This window comes from Akkermansiaceae bacterium (assembly GCA_019634595.1).
Taxonomy (GTDB): Bacteria; Verrucomicrobiota; Verrucomicrobiia; order Verrucomicrobiales; family Akkermansiaceae; genus Luteolibacter.
Map to the genome: position 1 here is coordinate 784,897 of JAHCBC010000003.1, position 21,912 is coordinate 806,808.

Genomic DNA, 21,912 nt, shown 5'->3' on the forward strand with positions numbered 1-21,912 from the left:
GAAGCTCCCTATAATTACAAATGATATGTATGTCAACCTTCCGCGGACTATGGGAATGCCTGATGAACTCATCCATTCCGCCGCCACTTCCGGCGCATGCTCTCCGGGGCGAGGTCCGGCTTGTAGTCGCGCAGGAACTTTTCCTCCGCCTCCAGCGTGCCGATCAGCAGGAGGATGCCCCCCTCCGGCAGGGTGATGAACGGATCCGGATTCACCACACGTTTCCCTTCATGTTCCACAGCGATCACCGTGCAACCGGTCTGGGTGCGGATGGCGCAGTCCGCCAGTCTCCTGCCCGCGAGGATCGCTGGCACGGGTGTGGGGAAAATGAGCACGCCTTCCGCGAGGAGCAGGTTGTCGTCCTCCCGCACCAGATTGAAAATGGTGTTCGCTCCCATGGTCGCGGACGACAGCACCAGGTCAGCGCCCGCACGGTGCAGGGTCCGCACGTTGCGCTCCAGCGTGCAGCGGGAGATGATCTGGAAGCTCTCCCGCAGCCTGCGGAAAAAGATGGTCAGGGAGATGTTGAGGTCATCGTCATGGGTGGTGATGATCACGGTCTTCGCCTCCCTGGCACGGGCCGCCTTTAGCGTTTCCATCTGGGTCGCGTCACCAATCACGGCATCAGGAAACGCTCCCACCCGCTCCGGAACCTTCTCGATGATGACGGACTGCACGCCCGCCTCCTGCAGCACCTTGCTGGTGATCCTCCCCACGCGCCCGCCACCCACGATCAGCACCAGCGAGCGCTGGGGGTTCGGCAGGCGGAACACGGAGTTGTAGGCTTCGATCTGCTCCTCCGTCCCGGCAAGGACGAGCACCATGTCCTGCTCGATCACCGTGTCCGGGTCCACCGTTCGCAGCTTTCCGTGATCCCATATGCCAACCACACTCAAGCCGGAATCCCCACGGATCCCGCTGGAGGCCACGGTGCCCCCCACCAGTCTCGTCCCCGCGACGCTGGCCTCGGCGATGACCAGACCACCCGCCTGGCCGATCACGTGGGCGGCGGCGTCATTCCCGATCACGCGCCGGGCGAGCGCCTTTGCCATGACCTGCTCCAGCCTCATGACCTCTGTCGCTCCCGCGAGTTCCAGCATGTCCCGCGATGCCTCGGTGGTCGCGGAGGCCACGATGGGCACATCCTCGGACTCTTCCCGCGCGCTGAAGGTGATGTTGGTATTGAGAACGTCGGACCTCGTCGCCACCAGCACCGCGGCTTTTTTCAACCGCATGCGCCGGTAGGTCTCCGGATCGTCCAGCTCCCCCACCGCCACCTTCACCCCCTGCTCGTAGAACTCGAGCGCCTCCGTGATGTGCGGGGTCAGCACCACGTAGGAGTGGCCGTATTTCTCCAGCATCGGGATCAGCGCGGCGGTGATGGGATCATGGCAGGTGAAAATGACGTGTCCCTTGGTGGACTCCGGCAGTTCCTTCGGCGCACGGGCCGCCGCCTGCGCCTTCATCCATGGCTCATAGAAAAACTCGATGAAGGTGAACGGCAGGATCACCAGCAGGAACATCACTCCGGACACCAGCACGACGATGGAGAACACCATCCCCGCATCGCTTTTGAAAGTAATGTCGCCGAAGCCGAGCGTGGACATGACGGTGAGCGTCCAATAGAGGCCGGTGATCCAGGAGTAATCCTTCCCCTCCCGTTCCATCAGGACATGGAAGAGCACGCTGTAGATGGTGATCAGGAACAGCAGCAGTGCGAGCAGACGCCCCAGCGTCTTGAGGTTCGAGCGGCTGCTCCGGTTGCCGAGGAATGCGGCGATGACGGCGGCGAAGGATTTCATCAGTCTTATGCGCAGGATATAATGGACCGGAGTTGGTTCCAAGCGCATCCGGCGACGATTCCCATCCCATTCCACGGCACCCGTGCTAGGCTCCGCCGTGCGGTTTTTCCTCCTCACCCTCATCCTGTCTCTGCTGGCCGCATGCGGAAAGCGGGTCCCCGCTCCTCGGGTGGAGATCCTGCCACAGCAACCCGCGGCGTTTTGGGTCTGGCACCGGTCCTCCCCGCTGACCGCAGAGGAGATCGCGTCGCTGGAGGCTGCCGGGACCACGGAGCTTTTCTGGCAGGCCGTGGAGACGGGATGGAAGGACGGCCGGTGGCAGTCCGCCCGCATCGCCGAACCCATGGCCGCGGTCCCGGACGTCACCATCATCCCGGTGTTCCGCATCAAGCCGGACGCGGCGTTCCTCGGAGATCCCGCAGCGGCGGCCACCTTCGCCCGCATGGTCCGGCTGTGGACGGGTGATACCTCAATACCGGAGATCCAGCTCGACTTCGACTGCCCGGACCGGTTGCTGGCGGCTTATGGCGGCTTCCTACAATCAGTGGCCGGTGAGCTTCCGGGAACCCGCATTTCCATCACCGCGCTGGCCTCCTGGCCGCGGAGTCCGCAGTTCGCCAAGCTGGCCCGCTCCGTCCACCGGATGGCACCGATGTTCTATGACCTGCATCCGGACAAACCGGAGGACGTCGTGAAAGGATCGTTCCGCCCGATCGCGGACGGGGAAGACATCGCGCTGGTCAAAGCATGGCGGAGCTGTCCGGTGCCGTGGCATGCGGGGCTGCCGAACTTCGAACGGGTCACGGTTTTCCGGCCGGATGGCAAACTGGCCGGCCACCTGCGCGGCTGGGACCATGACGCGGTGTTTTTCAATCCGGCGCTGAAGGCGGAACCGCTTGGGGGCGGAGTCACCCGGTTCGTCGTCACGGCGGACACCACCATTTCCGGAAACCCAGTCGCCGCCGGTTCCATCCTCTGCCATCGCGCACCGGATCCGGATTCGTTGGCGGCGCTGGGGGAGGCGGCGCGGACCCATGGCGCGTCCGGCATGCTTTACTTCACACTGCCCGGCCCGGGCATCCAGGCCACCCATCCCGCACCGCACTTCTCGGAAAGTACGGCTGTGCGTCCGGAGTTGACCATTCTCCTGGACGGAAGCATCCGGCTGACGAATGCCGGCACGGATGGCATCCCGCCTAGACCCTGTGATCCGGAGAACCCGGCGTCCCCCGGTTGGCATGTCGTGATCGAATCATCTTCGGTGGGGGCTTTCCGCTCCGGATCGACGGGGGATTTCCCCAAGATTTCAGTCCCCGGGAACGTTCCACCGGAGATGTCCACGCGCCTGCACCTCCACTTTTCCAAGCTGCCGCCAGGTGGCTCGCTCACTTCCGGTCCGCTGCTGAAAGCTCCCGGCGAAGTGACCTGGAGCCTGGAACCGCATGTCTCCGGACGCTCTGTGAAATTTCCGTGAAGAACCACCAATCTGCTGGATTTGGTGAAACAAACCCGTAGCTCCATGATCATGCGGCGCGTCGCTCCGGCCAGTCTTCTGGTCCTTCTTTCCTGCGGTCCGTTCTTCTATCAGGCACCTCCTGATATCGGACAGTATCCCCAACGGCTCGCCGTGAAACGGTGGAGCCAGTTGTTCGACGAAACCTCCCCCGCCAACCCCTCGCTTCCCACCGCGCAGGAGTTGGACGCCACCTGCCGCGCACTGCCAGCGACCCTCACGCCTCTGACGGCCAAGCAGCGATTGGAGAAGATCGACCGGCTGCTTTCCGAAAACCGTGGCGGCGACTATTCCTCCGCCCGCGCCAACTTCCTGCACGAGCTGCGCGAGCTGGTGGAAAACCCGGAAGCCTTTTCCGCCGCAGCCCCCTATCTCCGGTGGCGCACCACCCCTGTCTCCATCCCGCCGATCCCTCCCACCCGCAAGCCGTGGGACATGGGGGATGATGAGTTCGCCCAACTGCACCGCAACTACGCGGAGGCGATCCGCCTGCAGGATGAGGAGCTCGACAAACTGGCGGGCGAAGGCACGCCGCTGATGATGCCCTACTGGTTGACGCGCCAGGGAGCCGTCCAGTTCCAGCGCGGGAGATACAAGGAAGGCGCGGAGCTTCTCGGCAGGGTGATCGCGGAGCATCCCGGTCATCCGCGGGCGGAGGCCGCCGCCATCCTGCGCGCGCGTTGCCTGATCGAACAGTCCCGCCAACTGAGACGCTTTCCCGCCAAACCAGCGGACGGCGAAGATTTCCCGACCTCGCCGCCCCCTGAAGTGGAGGTGCTGCTTGGTGAGGCGGATGACATGCTGCAAGCCTACCTGGAGAATCATCCGAAAGGCCGCTTCGTTCCGGATGCCCACGGCTGGCTGGGCGCGACCGCCTACGACCGCGGCCAGTATGGCGCGGCAATGGGGCACCAGCTTGATCGGCTGAAACTCCAGCCCACCCGTGAGATCACGCGCACGGTGCTGCGGGAGTGTGATCTGATTTTCAGCAAGCAGATGGCCGATGCCTCTCCCGATCTGGAAGATCCGTGGCTGGACCCGGAGAAAGATTTCAACGCCGCCGTGGTCGCCAGCCATCCGGTGGTGACGCGCCTTTTCCTCCAGCACGCGCTGGATCCGGCCGGGACGCTTTCGCTGGCGGATTTCCGCAGGCTCACGGGCGACAACACCGAGGGCGACCGGCGGTTGATCCGCGCCTTCGGCGACCGGATCTTCCGGCCGAAGAAATTCGTGAGGGCTGCCCTGCGGGCACTGGAGGAGGAGATCCTGAAAAAGTCCTCTGCGGATGATCCGGTGATCCTCCACCTGCTGGCATGGTCCGCCACCGAGGCGGGCGAGCATGAGCAGGCGCTGGCACTGGCGAAAAGACTTCCGCCTCAAGCCGCCGCCACGGATGAGGCCGCCTATGCGAAGGCCGTCATCCTTCAGCGGGCGGGCCATCATGCGCAGGCAGCGGACACTTTCCGCTCCCTCGCGGCGGATCACCCGGAAAGCCCGCTGCTGGTGGACCAGCCGTTCCGGCTGGCGATGTCCCTCGCGCGCTCCGGCAGGGCGGGAGAAGCGATCCTCACCCTCCTCCCTGAACCTTACGATCAGGAAAGCCATGATGCGCCCGTTCTGCGTTCGTCGCAAGAGATCACCCAGTGGCTGGACACGTTGCTCCAGTTCGCCCCGCTGGATGAACTGGAAGCACCATTGGCAGGCATGCCTGCGGATGACCGGCGCACGACGCTGCTGAAGTGCGCGGTCCGGGTGCGGGCCATCGCCTCGCATGACTTCGCCCGTGCCGCGAAGTACCTGACCAGCCAAGCCCCGGAACCATTCGTGGAATGGGACCCGACCGCCGACCGGAACCCCGGGCAGCTGGCGATGGATGAGGCGGCATGGAGCGAAAAAGTGGCTCCCTTGGCCGATCTCTACCGTAAACTCGACCAAGCCGCCGAAGGCGACAAACCCGCCATCCACCTGGCCATTGCCAACCACTGGATGCAGCACCGCGGAGCACTCACGTTGCCGCTGAACGGGGCGCTCTACTATGCGAACAGTGAAGAGGAAAAACTGGATCTGCTGCGCCGCAGGAATGCCCTCCACTACGGCTACCAGGCCGCCGCCGTGAATGCCGAACTCGACTCCCGCGATGAAGCCACCCACGCGCTGGAGCACGCATTGAAAGCAGCGGAGAGCAAATCCACCGCCATCTCCGCACCCGCGCTGGAACTGGCGAACCACTGTCTTTTCCGCCGCGCCGAATACTCCCTCTACCAGCGGTCGCGGGCACTGGAAACCGACGCCACCGCCCTTTCCCACCAACTCCACAAGCGGCTCACGGAAACCCATCCGCGGAGCGCGGAGGCGAAACGCTCCGTAGCCTTCACCTTCCGCCCTGCGGTGGGTCCATGGATGCCGGGCGACTACAACTCCTACAACGCGGCTGCGACCATCATGGAAGTGATCTCCGGCACGCGCATCAACCGCTGGGATGACCGGAATGAGGAGGCCGTGATCGCCGGGGAAAAGATCGCCGCATTGCCGGAGCGTTTCCTGGCGCTGGATCCGGCAACCTCACTCCCCGCCATCCGCAAGAATCTCAAGGCAGCGCGCGACGAACTGTTCAAATTGCGCAGGAAAACCGGCGGAGATGACCCGGCGGCGATCATCGCCGTCGCGGACCGGCTCGATGACTTGCTCGCCGCCGCCTCACCAGACGGGATCACGACGGAGGACTTCCTCGCCTACGCGAACAACCGCAGGCCGCTGCCTCCGGCTTTCGACAGCCTGCTGGATTTCCGCAAGCGGGTGACGGTGAAGGAGGATGATACCCAACCAGCCAATGACACGATCCATGGCTGGCAGGAATTCCTCGACCGCTACCCGGACAGCCCGAAGGCGGAGGCGGCGTCCTTCCGGCTCACACGCCTGATCGCACGGAACTACCGGCGCCGCACGCAGGTGAGGGCGTTCCATTTTCCCGAAGCACCGATCCCCGGAGGCTACAAGCGCATCGACATCCGCCGGCTCGATCCCACCGGGGATGCGGGGGACGTTCTGGCGGCCATCGGCAACCATGAGATGCGCTTCCCGGACGCACGCTACCAAGCGGATCTCAATCTGCTGCGCGCAGGAGCACTCATCGATCTGGAGCAATTCGATGAAGCACTCCCGCTGCTGAATGGCATCCTGGCGGATCCCGGGCAGGGTGACCTGCATACGCTGGCCGCGCTGAATTTCTGCGACATCGCCCAGCGGCTGCTGGAACCCTCCACACGGGAAAAGCCGCTGGCCGCACTGCGCGCGGACGGACAGGCCCTGACGGTGCTGCGGCTGCTGGTGAAGGGTGACACCTTCCTCAGCAGGTTGCAGCCGATGGACCTCTGAGAATGCCTATCTCACCAGCGCGATGAGCGGTGGCCGGGAACCTTGGACGGCCAGGACATTTCCTCCACCATCGACCACCCTCACCACCCAACCGGCGTAGCGGATGCCCTTCCGCTCGCGCACGCCGAGGGCGGCATACTTGGTGTCATTCTCCACGAAAAGACAGCCCATCTCGACCGAGGTCTGTCCTTGTCCGGAAATCATCACGGCCTCGCGGCTCACCTCCACCACCTTGTTGCCGGAATTCTTTTCAATTTCCTCACCGATCCAGTGGGTCTCAACGATTGCCTGTCCGGGCGTGGACGCGCGGAGGGAAATGCCGACCACCCGTTCCCTGAAGATGTCCTTGTCATAGGATCCCCACCACGTTTCCCACTTCTTGTCGCGGCCGGAGCCTGCGGAGGCGGTCTTCGCCATGATGGCAACCCGTGTGGGTGGGGCACCGGAGACACGAACAGGCGGAGGCTCACCGGAAGGACCTGCGGGAGCGGCGGTTTCCGCCTTGGCGGCTGCGACGGCGAACGCCGCGGTCTGGATGACCAGCGAACCGTCCGCTGCGACCGCCTGCCGCTGTCCATCCGAAGAACGGAGGGTTCCGTCCGCCACACGTGTCCACTGCAGTCCATCCTGGTTCGCGGCGAAGAGGGAGGAAATCTGGGCCTGGTTCAACTCCCCTTCGACACCGGACGAGATGTCTTTCGCGAAGCGGATCCGGGCGCACTTTCCATTCTGGAGATCCACTTTGACGAGGATGCCACCCTTGCTGAAGACCAACGCATCGCCCCCATCTTCGATGGGAGACCCGTACCGGGTGGTGAGCAACTCCTTCGTCTCACCGATCTTCGCGGAGACGGTGACGCAGGACAACAGCAGCAAGGGGAGAAATCTCATGATGGACGCGGCGGCGGTCTATCATGGATCTCCTCCATGGGGAACCAGAAGATCAGCCTTTCACCTGCCCCTCACCCCGCACGCGATACTGGTAGCTGGTCAGCTCCCGCAGGCCCATCGGCCCGCGGGCGTGCAGCTTGTCGGTGGAAATGCCGATCTCCGCGCCGAAGCCGAACTCCCCGCCATCCGCGAAGCGGCTGGAAACATTGTGGAAGACACAGGCGGAGTGCACGTCCCGCAGGAATTGCTCCGCCGTCGCGCTGTCACGGGTGGCGATGACGTCCGTATGGTGGGAGCCGTTCGTATTAATCCGGTCGATGGCTTCCTCCATGGAATCCACCACCTTGACCGCCAGGATCAGGTCGAGGAACTCCGTGGTCCAGTCCTCCTCCGTGGCGGGCACCACGTCCGGCAGGATGGCCAGCGTGCGATCGCAACCACGAAGCTGGACGCCTTTTTTCCGCAGGGCGGCGGCCGCCTTTGGCAGGAAGGTTTCCGCCACATCCCGGTGGACGAGAAGGTCCTCGAGCGCATTGCACACACCGGGCTTCTGGGTCTTCGAGTTGACCGCCAGCGTCACCGCCACGTCCTCATCGAGGTCCTTGTCCGCGTAGAGGTGGCAAATGCCGTCGTAGTGTTTGATGACCGGCATGCGGGCCTGGGAGACGACTGTCTCGATGAGGCCTTTGCCACCCCGGGGAATGATGAGGTCCAGCCACTTGTCCATCTGCGCGAGGATGGTGACGCTTTCCCGGTCCGTGAAAGGGATGAGCTGGATGGCATGGTCCGGCAGCCCCGCAGCCGCGCCGCCTGCCTGCAACGCATCCGCGATGGCTCGGTTCGAGTGGATGGCCTCGCTGCCACCCCGCAGGATGGTTGCATTGCCGGTCTTGAAGCAGAGGACTGCGGCGTCCGCCGTCACGTTCGGACGGCTCTCGTAGATAATCCCGATGGTGCCGATGGGCACGCGCACCTGCTGGATGCGGATGCCGTTCGGACGGCTCCAGTCATCCATCACCTGTCCCACCGGATCCGGCAGCGTGGCCACCTGGTCGATGCCCGCCGCGATTGCTTCGACGCGCTTTTCATCCAGCCGCAGCCGGTCCAGCATGGCTCCGGAAAGGCCCTTCGCCTCGCCCGCCGCGATGTCCAGCGCGTTCGCCTCCAGCAGGGACGGCACCCGGGCACGCAGTTCCGCCGCCATCGCATGCAGGATGGCGTTCTTCTGGTCGCTGCTGAGCTGGGACAGCCGGTAGGAGGCCTGCCGCGCGTTGCGGCCCATTTCGTGGATGGTTTCCTGGAGGGTGGACATGGGAAAGTTATCTGGGGCGTCTCAGAAGTTGCGCTGTGAGACGGGGATTTCTGGCTCCGTGAATGATCGCGGCAATCACAATTTTGTCTCCGCAAATCTGGAAATACACGGCATATGGGAAATTTTTCATCAACCCCTTCCGGAAGCTCCGGTGGCTTGCTGGGAACGAAAGGGGCTGATCTCCGATCAACTCGATGAGTTCGATCAGCCGCCTGCTAAAATAGCGTCCGGCACCTTCTTCCTGAGCTTCATACCATTCGTAAGCTTGGGTGGAATCCGAGTCCGCATGACGTGTGAACTCGATCCTATGATGCACTGCGCTCCAGAAGTTTGGCTTTCACCGTTTCCCACGGCACCGCCGAGGACGGATCCGCATGGTAATCCGCCATACGCCGGTCCAGTTCTTCGAGCAACTCCGGGGACTCCGGAAAATTCTCATCCTCCTCAATGGATTTCGCAAGTTCCTCAACAATATGGCGCCGCTCTTCGATCGGAAGTTTCTTCAACTCGTCCAGCGCGATCATGCCCGGTATTATAATCTGGAAAAATGGACGCTCAAGAAGCATTTCCCGCCGCAAACCTGGTCGAGATACCCGTGCCGTCAACAATGGCAGCCAGCCGCTCCGGATGGCGGCCGTGGGCGATGTGGGTCTCGATCCCGGCCTCAACGGCGAATTTGACCGCGGAAAGCTTCGACGCCATGCCGCCCATCGAGAAGCGGCCCTTGTCGTCGCGGACATGCCGGAAAACCCCGTCAATATCGGAAACTTCGGCGATCCGCTCGTTTGTCTCCGGATCGAGCAGACCATCCACACTGGTGAGCAGGATCACCCGCTTCGCGCCGGCCAGCTTCGCCACCCGGACGGAAAGCATGTCATTGTCGCCGAACTTCAGCTCCTCCACCGCAACGGAGTCATTCTCGTTGATGATCGGCAGGATCATGGGCTCCACCAGCAGGCGGCGCAGGGTGTCCTTCACATAGCCCGCACGCTCCGGGGTCGCCAGATCCGCCGCGGTCAGCAGGACCTGGGCGATGGTGACATCGAAATTGGAAAACAGGCTGCTGTAGGTCTGCATCAGCCTCGCCTGCCCGACGGCGGCGCATGCCTGCCGGGTGGCGGTGTCCTTCGGATACTCGCTGAGGCCGAGGGCGGAAACGCCGGATCCCACCGCTCCCGAGGAGACGAACAGGCAACGGTGCCCGGCATGGATGAGGCCGGAAATGGCCGCCACCAGATGCACCAGCGCGGCCCGGTCGAGCGTGCCATCATTGCTTTTCGTCAGCACGCCGGTTCCGGCTTTGATCACGGTGAGGTGGGGAATCATGGATGGCGGGCGGATTGGTGCGGGGCGCGGAGATAACCGGGAAAAGCTATCCAAGCCAGTGCAAATCACCGTCCCCTCCCCACCTCCGCGCAACTTCCCGCCAACCGCCACCGTATCTGCCGCCATCCTGATGAAATCCATCCTCCTCCTGCTCGCCTCCGCCGCCTTCACCCTGGCCGCCGAACCCGCCGCGCTCCCCCTCTGGCCGAACGGCGCCCCCGGCTCCGAAACCCGGAAGAACGAACCGGAGAAAGACGACGGCAAGGGCAACATCACCAACGTCCACAATCCCTCCATCACCCCCTACCTCCCGGAGCCGTCCAAATCCACCGGAGTCGCCGTCATCATCTGTCCCGGCGGCGGCCACCAGAAGCTCTGCACCGGCCATGAAGGCTACGCGCTGGCGGAGTGGTTCCAGCAGCGGGGAATCGCCGCATTCGTTCTGAAATACCGCCTCTCCCGCGAGGAAGGCTCCACCTACACCCTGGAAGGCGACGCGATGAACGATACCCGCCGCGCCATCCGCACCATCCGCTCCCGCGCCGCGGAGTGGAACATCAAACCGGACCGCATCGGCATCCTCGGCTTTTCCGCAGGTGGGGAAGTCGCCGCCTACTCCGCGATGAAATCCGACCCGGGCGATGCATCATCGGCCGATCCGGTGGAAAAAGCATCCAGCCGCCCGGATTTCCAGGCGCTCATCTACCCGGGCAAGTCCGCCACCATGACCGCGGAAAAGGGCATGCCTCCCGTCTTCATCGCTTGTGGCTACGGCGACCGCCCGGACATCGCCGAGGGCATGGCTTCGCTCTACCTGAAATACAAGGCCGCCGGGGTGAAAGCGGAGCTGCACATCTACTCGGAAGCCGGCCACGGCTTCGGCTACCGCCCTGGAAAAACCGGAGCCGCCGCGAAGTGGCCGGAGCGCTTCACCGAGTGGCTGACGGACAGCGGATTCCTGAAGTGACAGGCTATGGAGGAACTCGCCGGACCCGGTAAAGGTCCGGCGATCTTGCAGGCTCAGTCCTCGTCACCGCCGCCGCCCTTCACGCGGACCTTGCCGCGGAGCTTGGCTTCGATGAACGCGTCGATGTCCCCGTCCATCACGTCCTGGATGTTGCCGGATTCCTCACCGGTGCGGAGGTCCAGCACCTTCTGGTAAGGCTGGAAGACGTAGGAACGGATCTGGTTGCCCCAGGACACATCCCCCTTCTCCCCATAGGCCCGGTCGGACTCGGCCCGTTGCTTGTCCTCCTCGATGGTGTAGAGCTTCGACTTCAGGATCTCGAACGCCAGTTCGCGGTTCGCGCCCTGTGAGCGCGCCGCAGTCGAGCGGATGAGGATGCCCGTCGGAAGGTGGCGCAGAAGGACCGCCGTCTCCACCTTGTTGACGTTCTGGCCGCCCTTGCCGCCGGAACGGGTCGTGGTGATCTCAATGTCCTTGTCGAGGATCTCGATCTTGATCTCCTTCGAAACTTCCGGGTTCACGTCGATCGACGCGAACGAGGTGTGGCGCTTCGCCGCGGAATCGAACGGGGAGATGCGCACCAGACGGTGGACGCCCCGCTCGCTCTTGAGGAAGCCGTAGGCATAGTCGCCGGTGATCTTGATGGTCGCGGAGCGCAGGCCGGCCTCGTCGCCATCCTGCCAGTCGAGCGTCTCGACGGAGTAACCCTTCCGCTCCGCCCAGCGGGTGTACATGCGGTGCAGCATCTGGGCCCAGTCGCAGGCCTCCGTGCCGCCCGCACCGGCGGAAATCACCAGGTAGCAGGGCGAGATGTCGCTCGGCTGGTTCAGCAGCGTCAGCAGTTCGTATTCGCGGATGTCCTTTTCGAGGGTCTTTGCGTTTTCGATCGCTTCCTTCGCCATCTCGGCGTCGTCGAATTCCTTCGCCAGCGAAATACCTTCGACGATGTCGTTCGAACGGCTCTCCAGCTTGAGGAAGGCCTCCAGCTTTTTTTTCAGTCCAGCGGCCTGGGCGCTGATCGTTTTCGCCTTGTCCGCGTCATTCCAGAACTCCGGGGAGCCCATGGCTTCCTCCAGCGTGTTGATTTTGATTTCGAGGGCCGGGACGTCAAAGATACCTCCTGAGTTTCGAGAGGCGGCCTTTCAGGCCGTCCACATCGAGCGCCAGGAGGTCAGCGGTGGGAAGTGAGGACATTGCCCCGGGAAGAAATGCCATCCTTTCCTCCCACGCAAGCCGGAACGTCCCCGCCCCCCAACCAAAGGTTGAAACCCCGTGACTGCCGGCGGGAAATCTGTCATACGCACGATGCCATGAAACCCAGCATGTTGTTCGTGATCATCCCCGCCGCCATCGGTCTCGGTTTCATGGCGGGGAGGAGGGATTCCGTGCCGGCTCCGGAGGCGGAGAAAAACACCCGTCCCGCCCGGGAGACGCGTCACTCCACCCGCACGCCGCGGACCGACCCCTTCGGCGGTCCTTCGTTCTCGGTCGATTCCCTGGAAGAAATCCGCCACCTCTTCAGATCCCAGCGGAACGAGGTGGCTTCCGCCCGGCTCACCCTCGCCATCGAGTCACTTCCGGCGGCGGAGATCCCCCGGATCATGGAACTGGTGCGCGACGACTTCCGCAACAATCCGAACAGTTCCGACCAGAGCCGCTGGACGCTCATGTCAGCCCTGTTCGGCAAATGGACCGCGGCGGACCCATCCGCCGCGCTGGAGTTCGTCCAGTCCTGCAAACAACGCTCGTTCCGCAACTACGCGGCACGGGAGTGCTTTTCCAGCCTGGCCCAGGTGGATCCGGACCGTGCCTTGGGCGAGATGCGTGCCCTGCCGAAAGGTGAGATGCGTGAGAACGTCGCGCCGGGTGTCATCGCCGCGATCGGCAAGAAGGACCCGGTGGCGGCCTGCGACCTCCTGACGACCGAGCCTTCCCGCTCCGGCTGGGGGGATTATTACACCCGGGGGATCCTCAGCAACTGGGCGGAGAAAGACCCCGCCGCCGCAGCGGAGCGCCTCAGATCCCTGCCGGAAGAAATCGCGGGCGGATACTCCGCCGCCGGCGTCGCGGCCACCTGGGCGCGCTCCGATCCGGATTCCGCTCTCGGCTGGGCAAAGACATTGAAAGGAGACCGGCGGACGGAAGCCTTCAAGGAAATCTATGCCTCCATCGGCAGGGAGGATCCCGCCGTGGCCTGGGAAAAACTGAAAGGGGAAGCGGGCCACCTGCGCGGAGCCATTTCCGGCAGGATCCTGGGCGTGGTGGCGGACGAGGATCCCGAAAAGGCCATGACCATGCTGAAATCCATGGCCGTTCCGTCCGAAAAGCGGATCGCCACCGGAGAGTTGCTGCAAAGTATGGGATGGTCGGAAACCCGGCTTGCTTTCGATCTTCTGGATCAGGTGGACAACGCCACCACCCGCCGGGAGCAGTTGGGCAATCTGATGTATTACGCCGCTTGGTCCTCCTCGGATCTCCTGAAGGAGCAGACCGCAAAGATGGGGGAACGGGACAAGCTGGAAACTTCTCCCCAGGTGCTCCGTGGGCTGGTGAAAAGCTCCCCCAAGGCAGCGGAGGAATACTTCCTCTCCCTCCCTGAGTCACAGCGTACTCCGCAATCCCTGCAGAACATGATGGGCGAATATGCCTCGAAGGACAGCAAGGCCGCCCTGGACTTCGCTGTCAGTCTGACCAACCCCCAGGAGCAGAACGCCGCCTTCAGCGGGCTGTTCGGCAAATGGGGCAGGGAAGATCCCGAGTCCGCGGCGGAAGGTTTGAAGAAACTCGCTCCCGGCGAAGGTCGCCTGGCAGCGCTCAACAGCATCGCCACATCCTGGGCACGCAGCGATCCGGAGTCGGCCCACCAATGGGCGGAAAGTCTCTCCGGCGCGGAGCGGGTCCGCGCGCTATCCTCCATCCTCCCCGCACTCTCAAAAGACGATCCCCTCTCCGCCAGCAGGCAGCTCACCAGCCTGCTGGCCGCACCGCCGGATGGCATGGCGAAGAATCTCGCCACTTCCGCCAGCGGCCTCGCCGCCACCTGGGCCATGGATGATCCCAGCGCGGCGGCGACCTGGGCCACCGCCCTTCCCGCCGGCCAGTGGCGTGACGACGGCATCGGCGCGGTGGCCACCTCCTGGACCCAATATGATGCGGTGGGTGCCTCACAGTGGATCTCCACCCTCCCCACCGGTTTCTCCCGGGATGCGGCGGTGAAGCCGTTGGTGCAACAGGTGCGCCAGACGGATCCGGCCACCGCTTTCACCTGGGCAGCCTCCATTTCAGACCCGCAGGACCGCACGATCCAGATGGGGGAAACCCTGAAATCCTGGAGAGCCAGCAACCTCGCGGCAGCACGGGCCGCCCTCGATGCAGCCGCCCTGTCCGATGCGGAGCGGACCAAGCTCCAGAAAGAGGTGGAGTGACGTCACGCGCCCCTGACGGAGATCTTCCCTCCCTTGAGCCACGTCCGGATCACCCCCACATCCCCGGAGAAATTCCCCAGCATCCGCCAGTTCGACTTGCGGAGAACGTGGGCGTCCTCCCGACCTTCATCCACCACGCACCACGGCGCGGAGCCGGACGAATGGATGAACCGGAAGCCGTCGCTTTCCACCAGCAGGAACGCCACGTGGGTATCCAGGCCGACCACGTAGATCCCCCTCGGGATGCGGGAAAGTCCGTCGGCAAACGCATCATACTCCTCCCCCACCGTCAGCGAACATGCTTCCCTCTTCAGAAAGGTCTGCAGGATGTTCCCCGACGGTTGCTGCGCCAGCTTGTAGCGGTCCACCTGGAATCCTGCGTCCCTCAGGACCGTGGAGATGAAATAACCGCAGGCGATCTTCCCTTTGCCGGGACCGTCGGCGGTCCCGTGGAAATCCCACGGCGTGCCCAGCCAGCAACGCATCATCGCGGGGAGCGCCTCCTCCAGCACCATCCGGGCGTCATGCTCCACCGCCTGCCGTTCCGCCGCCGTCTTCGACTTGGAGTAACGGTCCGCCAGATCCTCACGCCACCGCTGCAGCTCGTCCATGAGGACGGCATAGGATCGCGGGTCCGGTACAGGGCGGGGCGGACCGCCCATCTCCACCGGCGTGACGGCGTGATGCCACCACATCCCGAGTTCCTGCCGGAAAAACCAGCCGGCCCCACCTGCCGCCCCCATGACGGAGACAGCGACCAGAATGACAGCCCAACGGCGCACAATCCGGATCCTAAGCGGTTCCCCTCCCACCGCAAGCAACCAATCGGAGACGCGTCGCCGGGAATTTTATTCATCCCGGATTCCGTTGGCTCTCCCCTTGCCATCCACCGCCCGACCCGGAGATTCTTCCGCCATGACGAAGCAGCAACGTGCGGACCATGTCAGGAAGCGGCTGGAGGAACTGTATCCTGAAACCCCGATCCCGCTCGACCACAAGGATCCCTTCACCCTTCTGGTGGCGGTGCTGCTTTCCGCCCAATGCACGGATGTGCGCGTGAACCAGATCACTCCGGCACTCTTCGCGCGCGCGGACAACCCACAGGACATGATGCACGTCCCGGTCGATGAAATCCGCGACATCATCCGGCCCTGCGGGCTCTCCCCGGCGAAGTCCGCCGCGATCTCCAACCTCTCCCGGATCCTCGTCGAGAAACACGGAGGGCAGGTCCCCGCCAGCTTCGGAGATCTGGAGGAACTCCCCGGCGTCGGCCACAAGACCGCCTCCGTCGTGATGGCCCAGGCTTTCGGCGTCCCGGCATTCCCCGTCGATACCCACATCCACCGCCTGGCCACCCGGTGGAAGCTCACATCAGGAAAGAACGTCGTCCAGACGGAACGGGACCTCAAGAAGCTCTTCCCCCGGGATTCCTGGAACAAGCTCCACCTCCAGATCATCTTCTACGGCCGGGAATACTGTACCGCCCGTGGCTGCAACGGAAAAACCTGCCCTCTCTGTAGGGAGGTTTTCGCGAAAACTTGAACCTTTCCCCCGCGCAATCCCTCGCCCATCTTCCCCACATCATGAAAGCCCACCTCCTCCTTTCCTTCTCCCTCATTTCGTCCGTATTCGCCCAGGACCCATCGGTCGAAAAACTGGACCCCGCCCTCGACGCGCTCATCGCCCCGGGCACAAAGATCGAAGTCGTCACCGAAGGGTTCCGCTGGACCGAGGGTCCCGTCTGGAATGCGGAGACGAACGAACTGCTCTTCTCCGACATCCCCAACAATGTGATCCATTCCTGGTCCGATGAAAAGGGACTGCGGGTCTTCATGAAACCTTCCGGCTACACCGGCGTTTCCGACTACGGCAAGGAGGCAGGTTCCAATGGACTCACCTTTGACAAATACGGACGCCTCTTCCTGGCGGAGCACGGCGACCGGAGAATTTCCGTCCTCATGAAGGACGGAGGGAAGATGACCGTCGCGGATCGCTTCGAAGGCAGGCGGCTGAACAGCCCAAATGACCTGGTGATCCACTCCAGCGGCGCGGTCTATTTCACCGACCCCATCTACGGCCTCCCGAAAGGTGAGCGGGACATGGCGCGGGAGCTCCCCTACTGCGGGGTCTTCCGCACCACCTTCGACGGAAAGATCACGCTGATCTCAAAGGATCTCGAGCGGCCCAACGGCATCGCCCTGTCCCACGATGAGAAAACCCTCTTCGTGGCCAACTCCCACAAGGGCAAGTTCAACGTCTACAGTTTCCCCCTGAACGAAGACGGCAGCGCCGGGGAGATGACGTTGTTCTTCGATGCCAACAAGCTCGAAGGCAAAGGCTCCACCGACGGTCTCAAGACGGACGCCGCGGGCAACATCTGGACCACCGGACCGGGCGGCCTGCTCATCGTTTCGAAAGAGGGCAAGCTCCTCGGCCGCGTCCTCACTCATCAACCCACCGCGAACGTCGCGTTCGGAGGCAAGGACGGCAAAACGGTCTTCCTCACCGCGAACGACCGCATCATGCGCTTTCAGAGGAAGTAAGGCGCGGCGCACGGGTGATTTTCCATGCCCCTGCCCTCTCTGATCGCCTGAAACCAAAGCCACCTCATTTCGGAAGCTCCATCCGGAATCTGAAAAGAATTACCACAATCGGAGCGCAGCGAAGATGGGCGAACCTGCTTCGGAAGACTGAGCCAAATTACACGGATTATTAGAGCGTTTTGCTTTTTAGTGGTAAGCGCTCCTTGCAGCCCCAGTTGAGAGTTCAGGCCATGTGGTTCAGGATGGCCGGTTCTCCTGCGGGCTTCCAGTTCCGGGGCAGAAGAAGATCAATCTCCAAATTCTTCATCGCGGGCAGGCGTTCCAGCACATCCCGCAGGTAGGCATAGGGTTCGTGACCGTGCCGTTTACGCGCTTTCGAGCAACGTGTAGAGGATCGCTGGTCTGCCCGGTAACTTCGCCTCCACGAAGAGCCAGTTCTTCTTGCCCACCGCTGTCGGACGGATGGCGTTCTCCGTCAGGTTGGTATCGATCTCGACCTCCCCCGTGGATGAGGTAGGTTACAAGCTTCGGCCAAAGCGTCAGAGTGTAGTCGATGGCACGGCCCAGCGGGCTTTTCGGCAAAACCGATACATCCGAACGGAGCCGGAGGAATCCTCCCGCAGGCGTTCGATGACGGGTTGGCTGTCCCGCTGGCGGATGAGCGTGCGCTGTTCCGGTCAGCACAGCTCTGGCTGCGGATCCTTCTCGACGAGGTAAAGAGCCGGGCGATGGCCCTGAGCGGTCCGGCAGCGGAGTGCTGTCCGGTTTGCCGGGGCTTCGTGGAATTTCCTCTCACATGCGCCCAGCAGGCGGCCTGCTGGATGCCAGGATGCTTCGCGGCGTGGACGTTGTAGGCACGGTAGCCATCGCTCTGGAGGATGCCCCGGAAGCCGCCAGATCATCAGGCAGGCGCTGCCACGGCTGGCATGCCATTGGTGGAGGACATCTCCACCGCCGGGGCAGTGCAAGGGTCCAGAGGTAGCCCTGGCCCTGTTTGCCGGTGCCGGGGGCGGGTATTTGACGGAGTCTCGTCCGGCGCGGAGGTGCTTCCAGCCATGCAAGTCCCCGATGGATGTGCTGGTAGAGCGGTTGGAGCCAGAGGCGGCGAGCTCCGCCCAGCGGCTGCAAGGTGTTGCGGCGATGGGGACGCCGTGGCGGCTGGCGAGGATCTTCTGCCGGTAAGGCAGATGGTCGCAGTATTTGGAGACGGGGTGTGGGCGATGAGCGCGGGAGTGGCGCTCATGCATCCCTGCAGCCGTGGCGGAAGCGCCGCGGTGACGGAGCAGCGTCACGATCCGCCACGCGGACGAGACAAGGGCGCACGAGCCGGTGGATGAAGATCTTCCCGGGCTGGTAGTCGGAGAGCCGGTCGCTGTGTTCCTCGCCGATCCTGCGCGAGGCATCCGGACAGGCTTTGACTGGCTCGGGCAGAAGCACTTCATCGACACGATGGGAAGGTGGTCGAGGCGCTGCCGCCTCGGCTTGCAGGCAGGCGGATGCAGGGTTTGCGGCGCTTGATGCGGCGCTCCTCCGGTGCGCCCGCGTCGGGGGAGAGGGCCATTTTCTCCCGGCGGCGTGCCTTCTTCGCCGCCCAACAGGAGTTCGAGCTGGGCGGGATCAGGCGTCTGCTGCTGCCGAGGATTTCCGCAATGCAGGTCAGGCTTGCGGCACTGCGAGTTCGTTCTCGCGCTCCAGATGGGCGATGCGGTCCAGCAGCTGTTGTTCGCGTTCGGGCGTCATCCTGATGACCATGAGCTACGATGAATGGCGTAGTGATGGCAAGGATGGATCACCCCGTTCATACCACGGACGCATGCTCGCACCCTTCAGGTCGATGCCATCGGTGAGCATGGCCAGCACTTCCGGGGCGAGCGGAGCTGTCTGTCCTTCCCCGGAGGCTCAGCCCGGGAGAAGGTGCCTTTTTCCAGAAACGTTTGGCGTGGACCCACAGACCGGTGCCATCCCAGTGAAGCAACTTGATGAGGGTGCTTTGTTGGTGAAGGCGAAGACCGCACCTCGCGCAGATCCTCGCCCAGATGGGTGACGACCAGTGCATGGAAGCTGTCGAAGCTCTTGCGCATGTCGCAGGGTTCCAGCGCGAGAACATGCTGCGAGGCTGCGGAGAGCGTCAGCATGGGCCCGGGAGGAGGAAAGATGGCGCAGCAGCTCGGCCACCAGGGAAGAATGCTTGCGGGAAGCCACGTCGACATGGAATCCATTCCCCGAGGGAAATCGAAGCGGTTCGGAAGCGGGGTGGCATCGCCCGATCCCGGCAAAGCCTCCATGATGACCTCGGCGAATGCGGAGAACCCATCATGCTGGTGATCCTTCCGCTTTCCGCCGGCACTGAACCCAGTTCGCGAAGGTGAGGTCTGGTTCGGGCGGCTGAAAGCCATCGCCGATTGGCCACTCCGCTCGAAGGCGTCCAGCAGGACCTCGCGGTGCGCGGCGGGCACCAGCACCCGTCCCCTGGAATCAGCCCGGATCAAATCAGATCCACCATCGGTATCGGTCATAGAGGTCATTCATACCTACCTATCACCTCTATGACCGCTTATGGAACGGGTGCTGCGAGGAGCGCATACTTTTAGTGTAGCCGGGGTCGCCAAGAAAAAGTGGCTGGGGCATCTTGCCCCAGGCCGTTGCCGGGGCGTCCCGCCCCGGTCTTCCGGTGATTGCCGCTCCCACAAAGCGGCCACACTTTTCATGAAAACGCGTTAAGAGGAGAAATTCGATTCCAATCTCTTCTATCCGTGTTCATCTGCGTTCATTTGACGAAGGATTTTGAAGGGTCAGTTCGTCCATGTCGCTTCGCTTCCATTGCGGTTGGATTTCTCCCTAATGCAGGGACACTCGGTCCGGCGGACTCAACTTTCACTTCCCATCTTCGGTGAGCACCTCATCCAGCACCCGCTGGATCCCTGCCTGCGCCATGGTGCTGTTCGGATAAATGTCACCCGCTTTCAAATACCATGCGAGGGCGGAACCGGTCTGCTTCGGCGTGCGGTTCTCCAGCTTCCGCGCCTCATCGAGCGCCTTGGTGAAGTCCGCCACTTTCGGCGCGAGCAGTTCCATCTCCCGTCCCAGCTTGGGATCATCAGGGAACTCCTCCCGCAACTCCGCCAGTTGTTCCCAGGCCGCATAGTTCTGCCCCACCTTGCTGAACTCCCCCGCCTTGCTCAGCGCGGTCTCGATCTTCGTGAGATTGGTCACGATCTGGCGGAAGGCGTCCTCGCGGGTCACATCCCCCTGGATCGCGGGGGCCAGCTCATACTGCCGCCGCGCGATCTCCCGGTAGTTCCCCTCCCCCAGCAGGCGGTCGAAGTCATTGCGCGCCACGTTCATCCCACCGGAGCTGCTCACCAGCGCGCTGAACTCCTTCAGCTTCGGGTTGGTCGGCCAGATTTCCGTGGCCGATTTGATCTTCTCCGCCGCCTTCCCGGCATCCTTCGCCAGCAGATGGGCCTTCGCTTCCTCGATCGCCAGATCGGACGCGAGGGTGTAGGCGGCGATGGCGCTGTCCACCTTCGATGAAGGGAAATCCTTCACCGTCTTCTTCAAGCGGTCCGCCAAAGGAATGGTCTTCGCGTAGTCGCGGGCTTGGAGCGTGTCATATAGCTCATGGAGATCATGCACGTACTCCAGGATCCGCCGTTTTTTCTCGTAGGGGAAAGTCGCCACCGGACTGAGATATTCCCCCACCGCGAAGCCCTCCATCAAACGCTGGGAAGCGGAATGGACTTCGTCACGCGAGAGATGGAGATCCACCGCCTGGATGTATTTCTGGGTCTCGCGGATCGCCTCGTTCGAAAGCGAATCGAACGACGAAACCGTGGGGCTGATGCCGATGGACTGTGAAAACAGTTTCGAAACGTCCGATCCTTCCTTGACCCGCAGCGTGGCATCACCGTCCCTCCAGATCTGGTTGTAGAATCGGGCGGCCATCAGCACGTGCTCATACCGGCGCTGGACGAACCATTGAACCATGTTCACCTGGTACTGGGTCTTGGTGGTGATCGTCTGCGCCTCGCTGCGGGCGATGTTCGACTTCTTCATGACCTCGATCTCACCGAGACGACGGATGGTTTCCGCATGCCGCAGTGAATTGGCACCTTTGCCGGGGCTGGTGGCCGGTGGTTTCCCCCCGGCCTTCTCGTCTTTGGCGGAGGATTTCCGCGTTTCCCCCAGATTTTTCTCCTGTTCCGCATGACGGTTCATCCAGTCCGCCTCCTGGATCAACCGCTTCTTCTCGGTCTCAATGCTGTCGTTGAGTTTCTTCAGTCCGTTGATGTCCTGCTTCGCCAGCATCGCCATGTAAATCGCCTCCGCCAATGATCCGCAGATGTTGGCGTCGCCCGGGTAGGTGGCCGCCTTCGGCAGCAGGGTGAAGGCCCCGTAAAGATCAGGACCGCCCTGACGTAGCGGAGAAATGGTGGCCAGGATTTCCTGGACCGTCTTCCGGTATTCCTCCGCACCTTCATCGCTCTCCGGAGGCTGGTTGAGATATTTCTCGAACCTCGCCTTCAGGAGCCGGTTGTCCCCGAGGGGTATGGTCACTCCTCCGATGGTGATGGTCTCCGCGGATGGATCCAGCATCAGGAAGTCATTGCCGGGCTTTCCCGCATCATTCTTCGCCGCGGGGGCCGCCACCGCAGGTTCACCATCGGCCGGAGGTGAGCCGGGTGGAGGTGAATAGACCTGCGCATATGCGAAACCGGCCAGGAAAAGCGGAAGGGTGATACGGAGTTTCATCGGTCT

20 protein-coding genes are annotated in these 21,912 nt (G+C 63.0%); 6 read left to right on the forward strand and 14 right to left on the reverse strand.

Going from position 1 to position 21,912, the window contains the following annotated elements; translation table 11 throughout:
* Positions 1-68 precede the first annotated feature (68 nt).
* Positions 69-1,802, reverse strand: coding sequence for a potassium channel protein (locus tag KF712_14115; protein ID MBX3742128.1), 1,734 nt, complete (start codon positions 1,800-1,802; stop codon positions 69-71).
* Positions 1,803-1,899: 97 nt separating this feature from the next.
* On the opposite strand from KF712_14115, the gene KF712_14120 reads away from it, so the two are divergent.
* Both KF712_14120 and KF712_14125 read left to right on the forward strand, forming a co-directional pair.
* Positions 1,900-3,276 (forward strand): DUF3142 domain-containing protein, encoded by a 1,377-nt coding sequence (locus KF712_14120; protein ID MBX3742129.1) that lies wholly within the window; start codon positions 1,900-1,902, stop codon positions 3,274-3,276.
* A gap of 51 nt (positions 3,277-3,327) precedes the next feature.
* Positions 3,328-6,690 carry a tetratricopeptide repeat protein gene (locus tag KF712_14125; GenBank protein ID MBX3742130.1) on the forward strand — a complete coding sequence of 1,121 codons (3,363 nt, stop codon included), beginning with the start codon at positions 3,328-3,330 and terminating at the stop codon, positions 6,688-6,690.
* 6 nt (positions 6,691-6,696) lie between these two features.
* On the opposite strand, the gene KF712_14130 is transcribed toward KF712_14125, so the two are convergent.
* From KF712_14130 to proB, 5 genes are read right to left on the reverse strand one after another with little or no spacing between them, the layout of a single operon-like run.
* Positions 6,697-7,581 carry a hypothetical protein gene (locus KF712_14130; GenBank protein ID MBX3742131.1) on the reverse strand — a complete coding sequence of 295 codons (885 nt, stop codon included), beginning with the start codon at positions 7,579-7,581 and terminating at the stop codon, positions 6,697-6,699.
* A 52-nt stretch (positions 7,582-7,633) separates the two neighbouring features.
* Entirely contained in the window at positions 7,634-8,893 is a 1,260-nt protein-coding gene (locus KF712_14135) for a glutamate-5-semialdehyde dehydrogenase (GenBank protein MBX3742132.1), read from the reverse strand.
* A 7-nt stretch (positions 8,894-8,900) separates the two neighbouring features.
* Positions 8,901-9,209 carry a type II toxin-antitoxin system RelE/ParE family toxin gene (locus tag KF712_14140; protein MBX3742133.1) on the reverse strand — a complete coding sequence of 103 codons (309 nt, stop codon included), beginning with the start codon at positions 9,207-9,209 and terminating at the stop codon, positions 8,901-8,903.
* The gene (locus KF712_14145) at positions 9,199-9,417 is read right to left on the reverse strand and encodes an addiction module protein (GenBank protein ID MBX3742134.1); all 219 of its coding nucleotides are present in this window, start codon (positions 9,415-9,417) and stop codon (positions 9,199-9,201) included. Before KF712_14145 ends, KF712_14140 begins: the two co-directional genes overlap by 11 nt.
* Positions 9,418-9,448: 31 nt before the next feature.
* On the reverse strand, positions 9,449-10,219 hold the full coding sequence (gene proB / locus KF712_14150) for a glutamate 5-kinase (protein MBX3742135.1): 771 nt from the start codon (positions 10,217-10,219) through the stop codon (positions 9,449-9,451).
* Between the two features lie 130 nt (positions 10,220-10,349).
* Between proB and KF712_14155 the strand changes: the two genes are divergently transcribed.
* Complete coding sequence (locus KF712_14155; GenBank protein ID MBX3742136.1) at positions 10,350-11,186, forward strand: alpha/beta hydrolase; 837 nt, start codon at positions 10,350-10,352, stop codon at positions 11,184-11,186.
* 53 nt (positions 11,187-11,239) lie between these two features.
* Here KF712_14155 and prfB read toward each other — a convergent pair.
* A protein-coding gene (prfB, locus tag KF712_14160) for a peptide chain release factor 2 (protein ID MBX3742137.1) occupies positions 11,240-12,380 on the reverse strand; the annotation gives its coding sequence in 2 pieces (ribosomal slippage) (positions 11,240-12,301 and positions 12,303-12,380; 1,140 coding nt in all).
* Positions 12,381-12,496: 116 nt separating this feature from the next.
* Here prfB and KF712_14165 point away from each other — a divergent pair.
* Entirely contained in the window at positions 12,497-14,611 is a 2,115-nt protein-coding gene (locus KF712_14165) for a hypothetical protein (protein MBX3742138.1), read from the forward strand.
* A 2-nt stretch (positions 14,612-14,613) separates the two neighbouring features.
* Here the strand turns inward: KF712_14165 and KF712_14170 are convergent, their stop codons facing one another.
* A complete protein-coding gene (locus KF712_14170) occupies positions 14,614-15,393 on the reverse strand; it encodes a hypothetical protein (GenBank protein ID MBX3742139.1) in 780 nt (259 codons plus the stop codon).
* Positions 15,394-15,526: 133 nt separating this feature from the next.
* On the opposite strand from KF712_14170, the gene nth reads away from it, so the two are divergent.
* Positions 15,527-16,153, forward strand: a complete 627-nt coding sequence (gene nth, locus KF712_14175; protein MBX3742140.1) for an endonuclease III — start codon at positions 15,527-15,529, stop codon at positions 16,151-16,153.
* A 41-nt stretch (positions 16,154-16,194) separates the two neighbouring features.
* Complete coding sequence (locus KF712_14180) at positions 16,195-17,154, forward strand: SMP-30/gluconolactonase/LRE family protein (protein ID MBX3742141.1); 960 nt, start codon at positions 16,195-16,197, stop codon at positions 17,152-17,154.
* A 223-nt stretch (positions 17,155-17,377) separates the two neighbouring features.
* Here the strand turns inward: KF712_14180 and KF712_14185 are convergent, their stop codons facing one another.
* The 6 genes from KF712_14185 to KF712_14210 form a co-directional block, all read right to left on the reverse strand.
* Positions 17,378-17,482: a hypothetical protein gene (locus KF712_14185; GenBank protein MBX3742142.1), complete on the reverse strand. Its 105-nt coding sequence runs from the start codon at positions 17,480-17,482 to the stop codon at positions 17,378-17,380.
* Between the two features lie 37 nt (positions 17,483-17,519).
* Positions 17,520-17,645: a transposase gene (locus KF712_14190; GenBank protein ID MBX3742143.1), complete on the reverse strand. Its 126-nt coding sequence runs from the start codon at positions 17,643-17,645 to the stop codon at positions 17,520-17,522.
* Entirely contained in the window at positions 17,630-18,034 is a 405-nt protein-coding gene (locus KF712_14195) for a transposase (protein MBX3742144.1), read from the reverse strand. The genes KF712_14190 and KF712_14195 overlap by 16 nt, the downstream gene beginning before the upstream one ends.
* 359 nt (positions 18,035-18,393) lie before the next feature.
* Positions 18,394-18,591 carry a hypothetical protein gene (locus tag KF712_14200; protein ID MBX3742145.1) on the reverse strand — a complete coding sequence of 66 codons (198 nt, stop codon included), beginning with the start codon at positions 18,589-18,591 and terminating at the stop codon, positions 18,394-18,396.
* Positions 18,592-18,980: 389 nt separating this feature from the next.
* Positions 18,981-19,670, reverse strand: coding sequence for a hypothetical protein (locus KF712_14205; protein ID MBX3742146.1), 690 nt, complete (start codon positions 19,668-19,670; stop codon positions 18,981-18,983).
* Between the two features lie 358 nt (positions 19,671-20,028).
* Complete coding sequence (locus tag KF712_14210; protein MBX3742147.1) at positions 20,029-21,906, reverse strand: hypothetical protein; 1,878 nt, start codon at positions 21,904-21,906, stop codon at positions 20,029-20,031.
* Positions 21,907-21,912 lie beyond the last annotated feature (6 nt).

What these genes read in the sequence shown, in the direction of transcription:
- KF712_14125 (MBX3742130.1), top strand. Translation starts at nt 3,328, where the DNA reads ATGCGGCGCGTCGCTCCGGCCAGTCTTCTGGTCCTTCTTTCCTGCGGT.
- KF712_14210 (MBX3742147.1), bottom strand. Translation starts at nt 21,906, where the DNA reads ATGAAACTCCGTATCACCCTTCCGCTTTTCCTGGCCGGTTTCGCATAT.
- KF712_14205 (MBX3742146.1), bottom strand. Translation starts at nt 19,670, where the DNA reads ATGACCGATACCGATGGTGGATCTGATTTGATCCGGGCTGATTCCAGG.
- KF712_14155 (MBX3742136.1), top strand. Translation starts at nt 10,350, where the DNA reads ATGAAATCCATCCTCCTCCTGCTCGCCTCCGCCGCCTTCACCCTGGCC.
- KF712_14130 (MBX3742131.1), bottom strand. Translation starts at nt 7,581, where the DNA reads ATGAGATTTCTCCCCTTGCTGCTGTTGTCCTGCGTCACCGTCTCCGCG.
- nth (MBX3742140.1), top strand. Translation starts at nt 15,527, where the DNA reads ATGACGAAGCAGCAACGTGCGGACCATGTCAGGAAGCGGCTGGAGGAA.
- KF712_14180 (MBX3742141.1), top strand. Translation starts at nt 16,195, where the DNA reads ATGAAAGCCCACCTCCTCCTTTCCTTCTCCCTCATTTCGTCCGTATTC.
- KF712_14115 (MBX3742128.1), bottom strand. Translation starts at nt 1,802, where the DNA reads ATGAAATCCTTCGCCGCCGTCATCGCCGCATTCCTCGGCAACCGGAGC.
- proB (MBX3742135.1), bottom strand. Translation starts at nt 10,219, where the DNA reads ATGATTCCCCACCTCACCGTGATCAAAGCCGGAACCGGCGTGCTGACG.
- KF712_14135 (MBX3742132.1), bottom strand. Translation starts at nt 8,893, where the DNA reads ATGTCCACCCTCCAGGAAACCATCCACGAAATGGGCCGCAACGCGCGG.
- KF712_14165 (MBX3742138.1), top strand. Translation starts at nt 12,497, where the DNA reads ATGAAACCCAGCATGTTGTTCGTGATCATCCCCGCCGCCATCGGTCTC.
- KF712_14145 (MBX3742134.1), bottom strand. Translation starts at nt 9,417, where the DNA reads ATGATCGCGCTGGACGAGTTGAAGAAACTTCCGATCGAAGAGCGGCGC.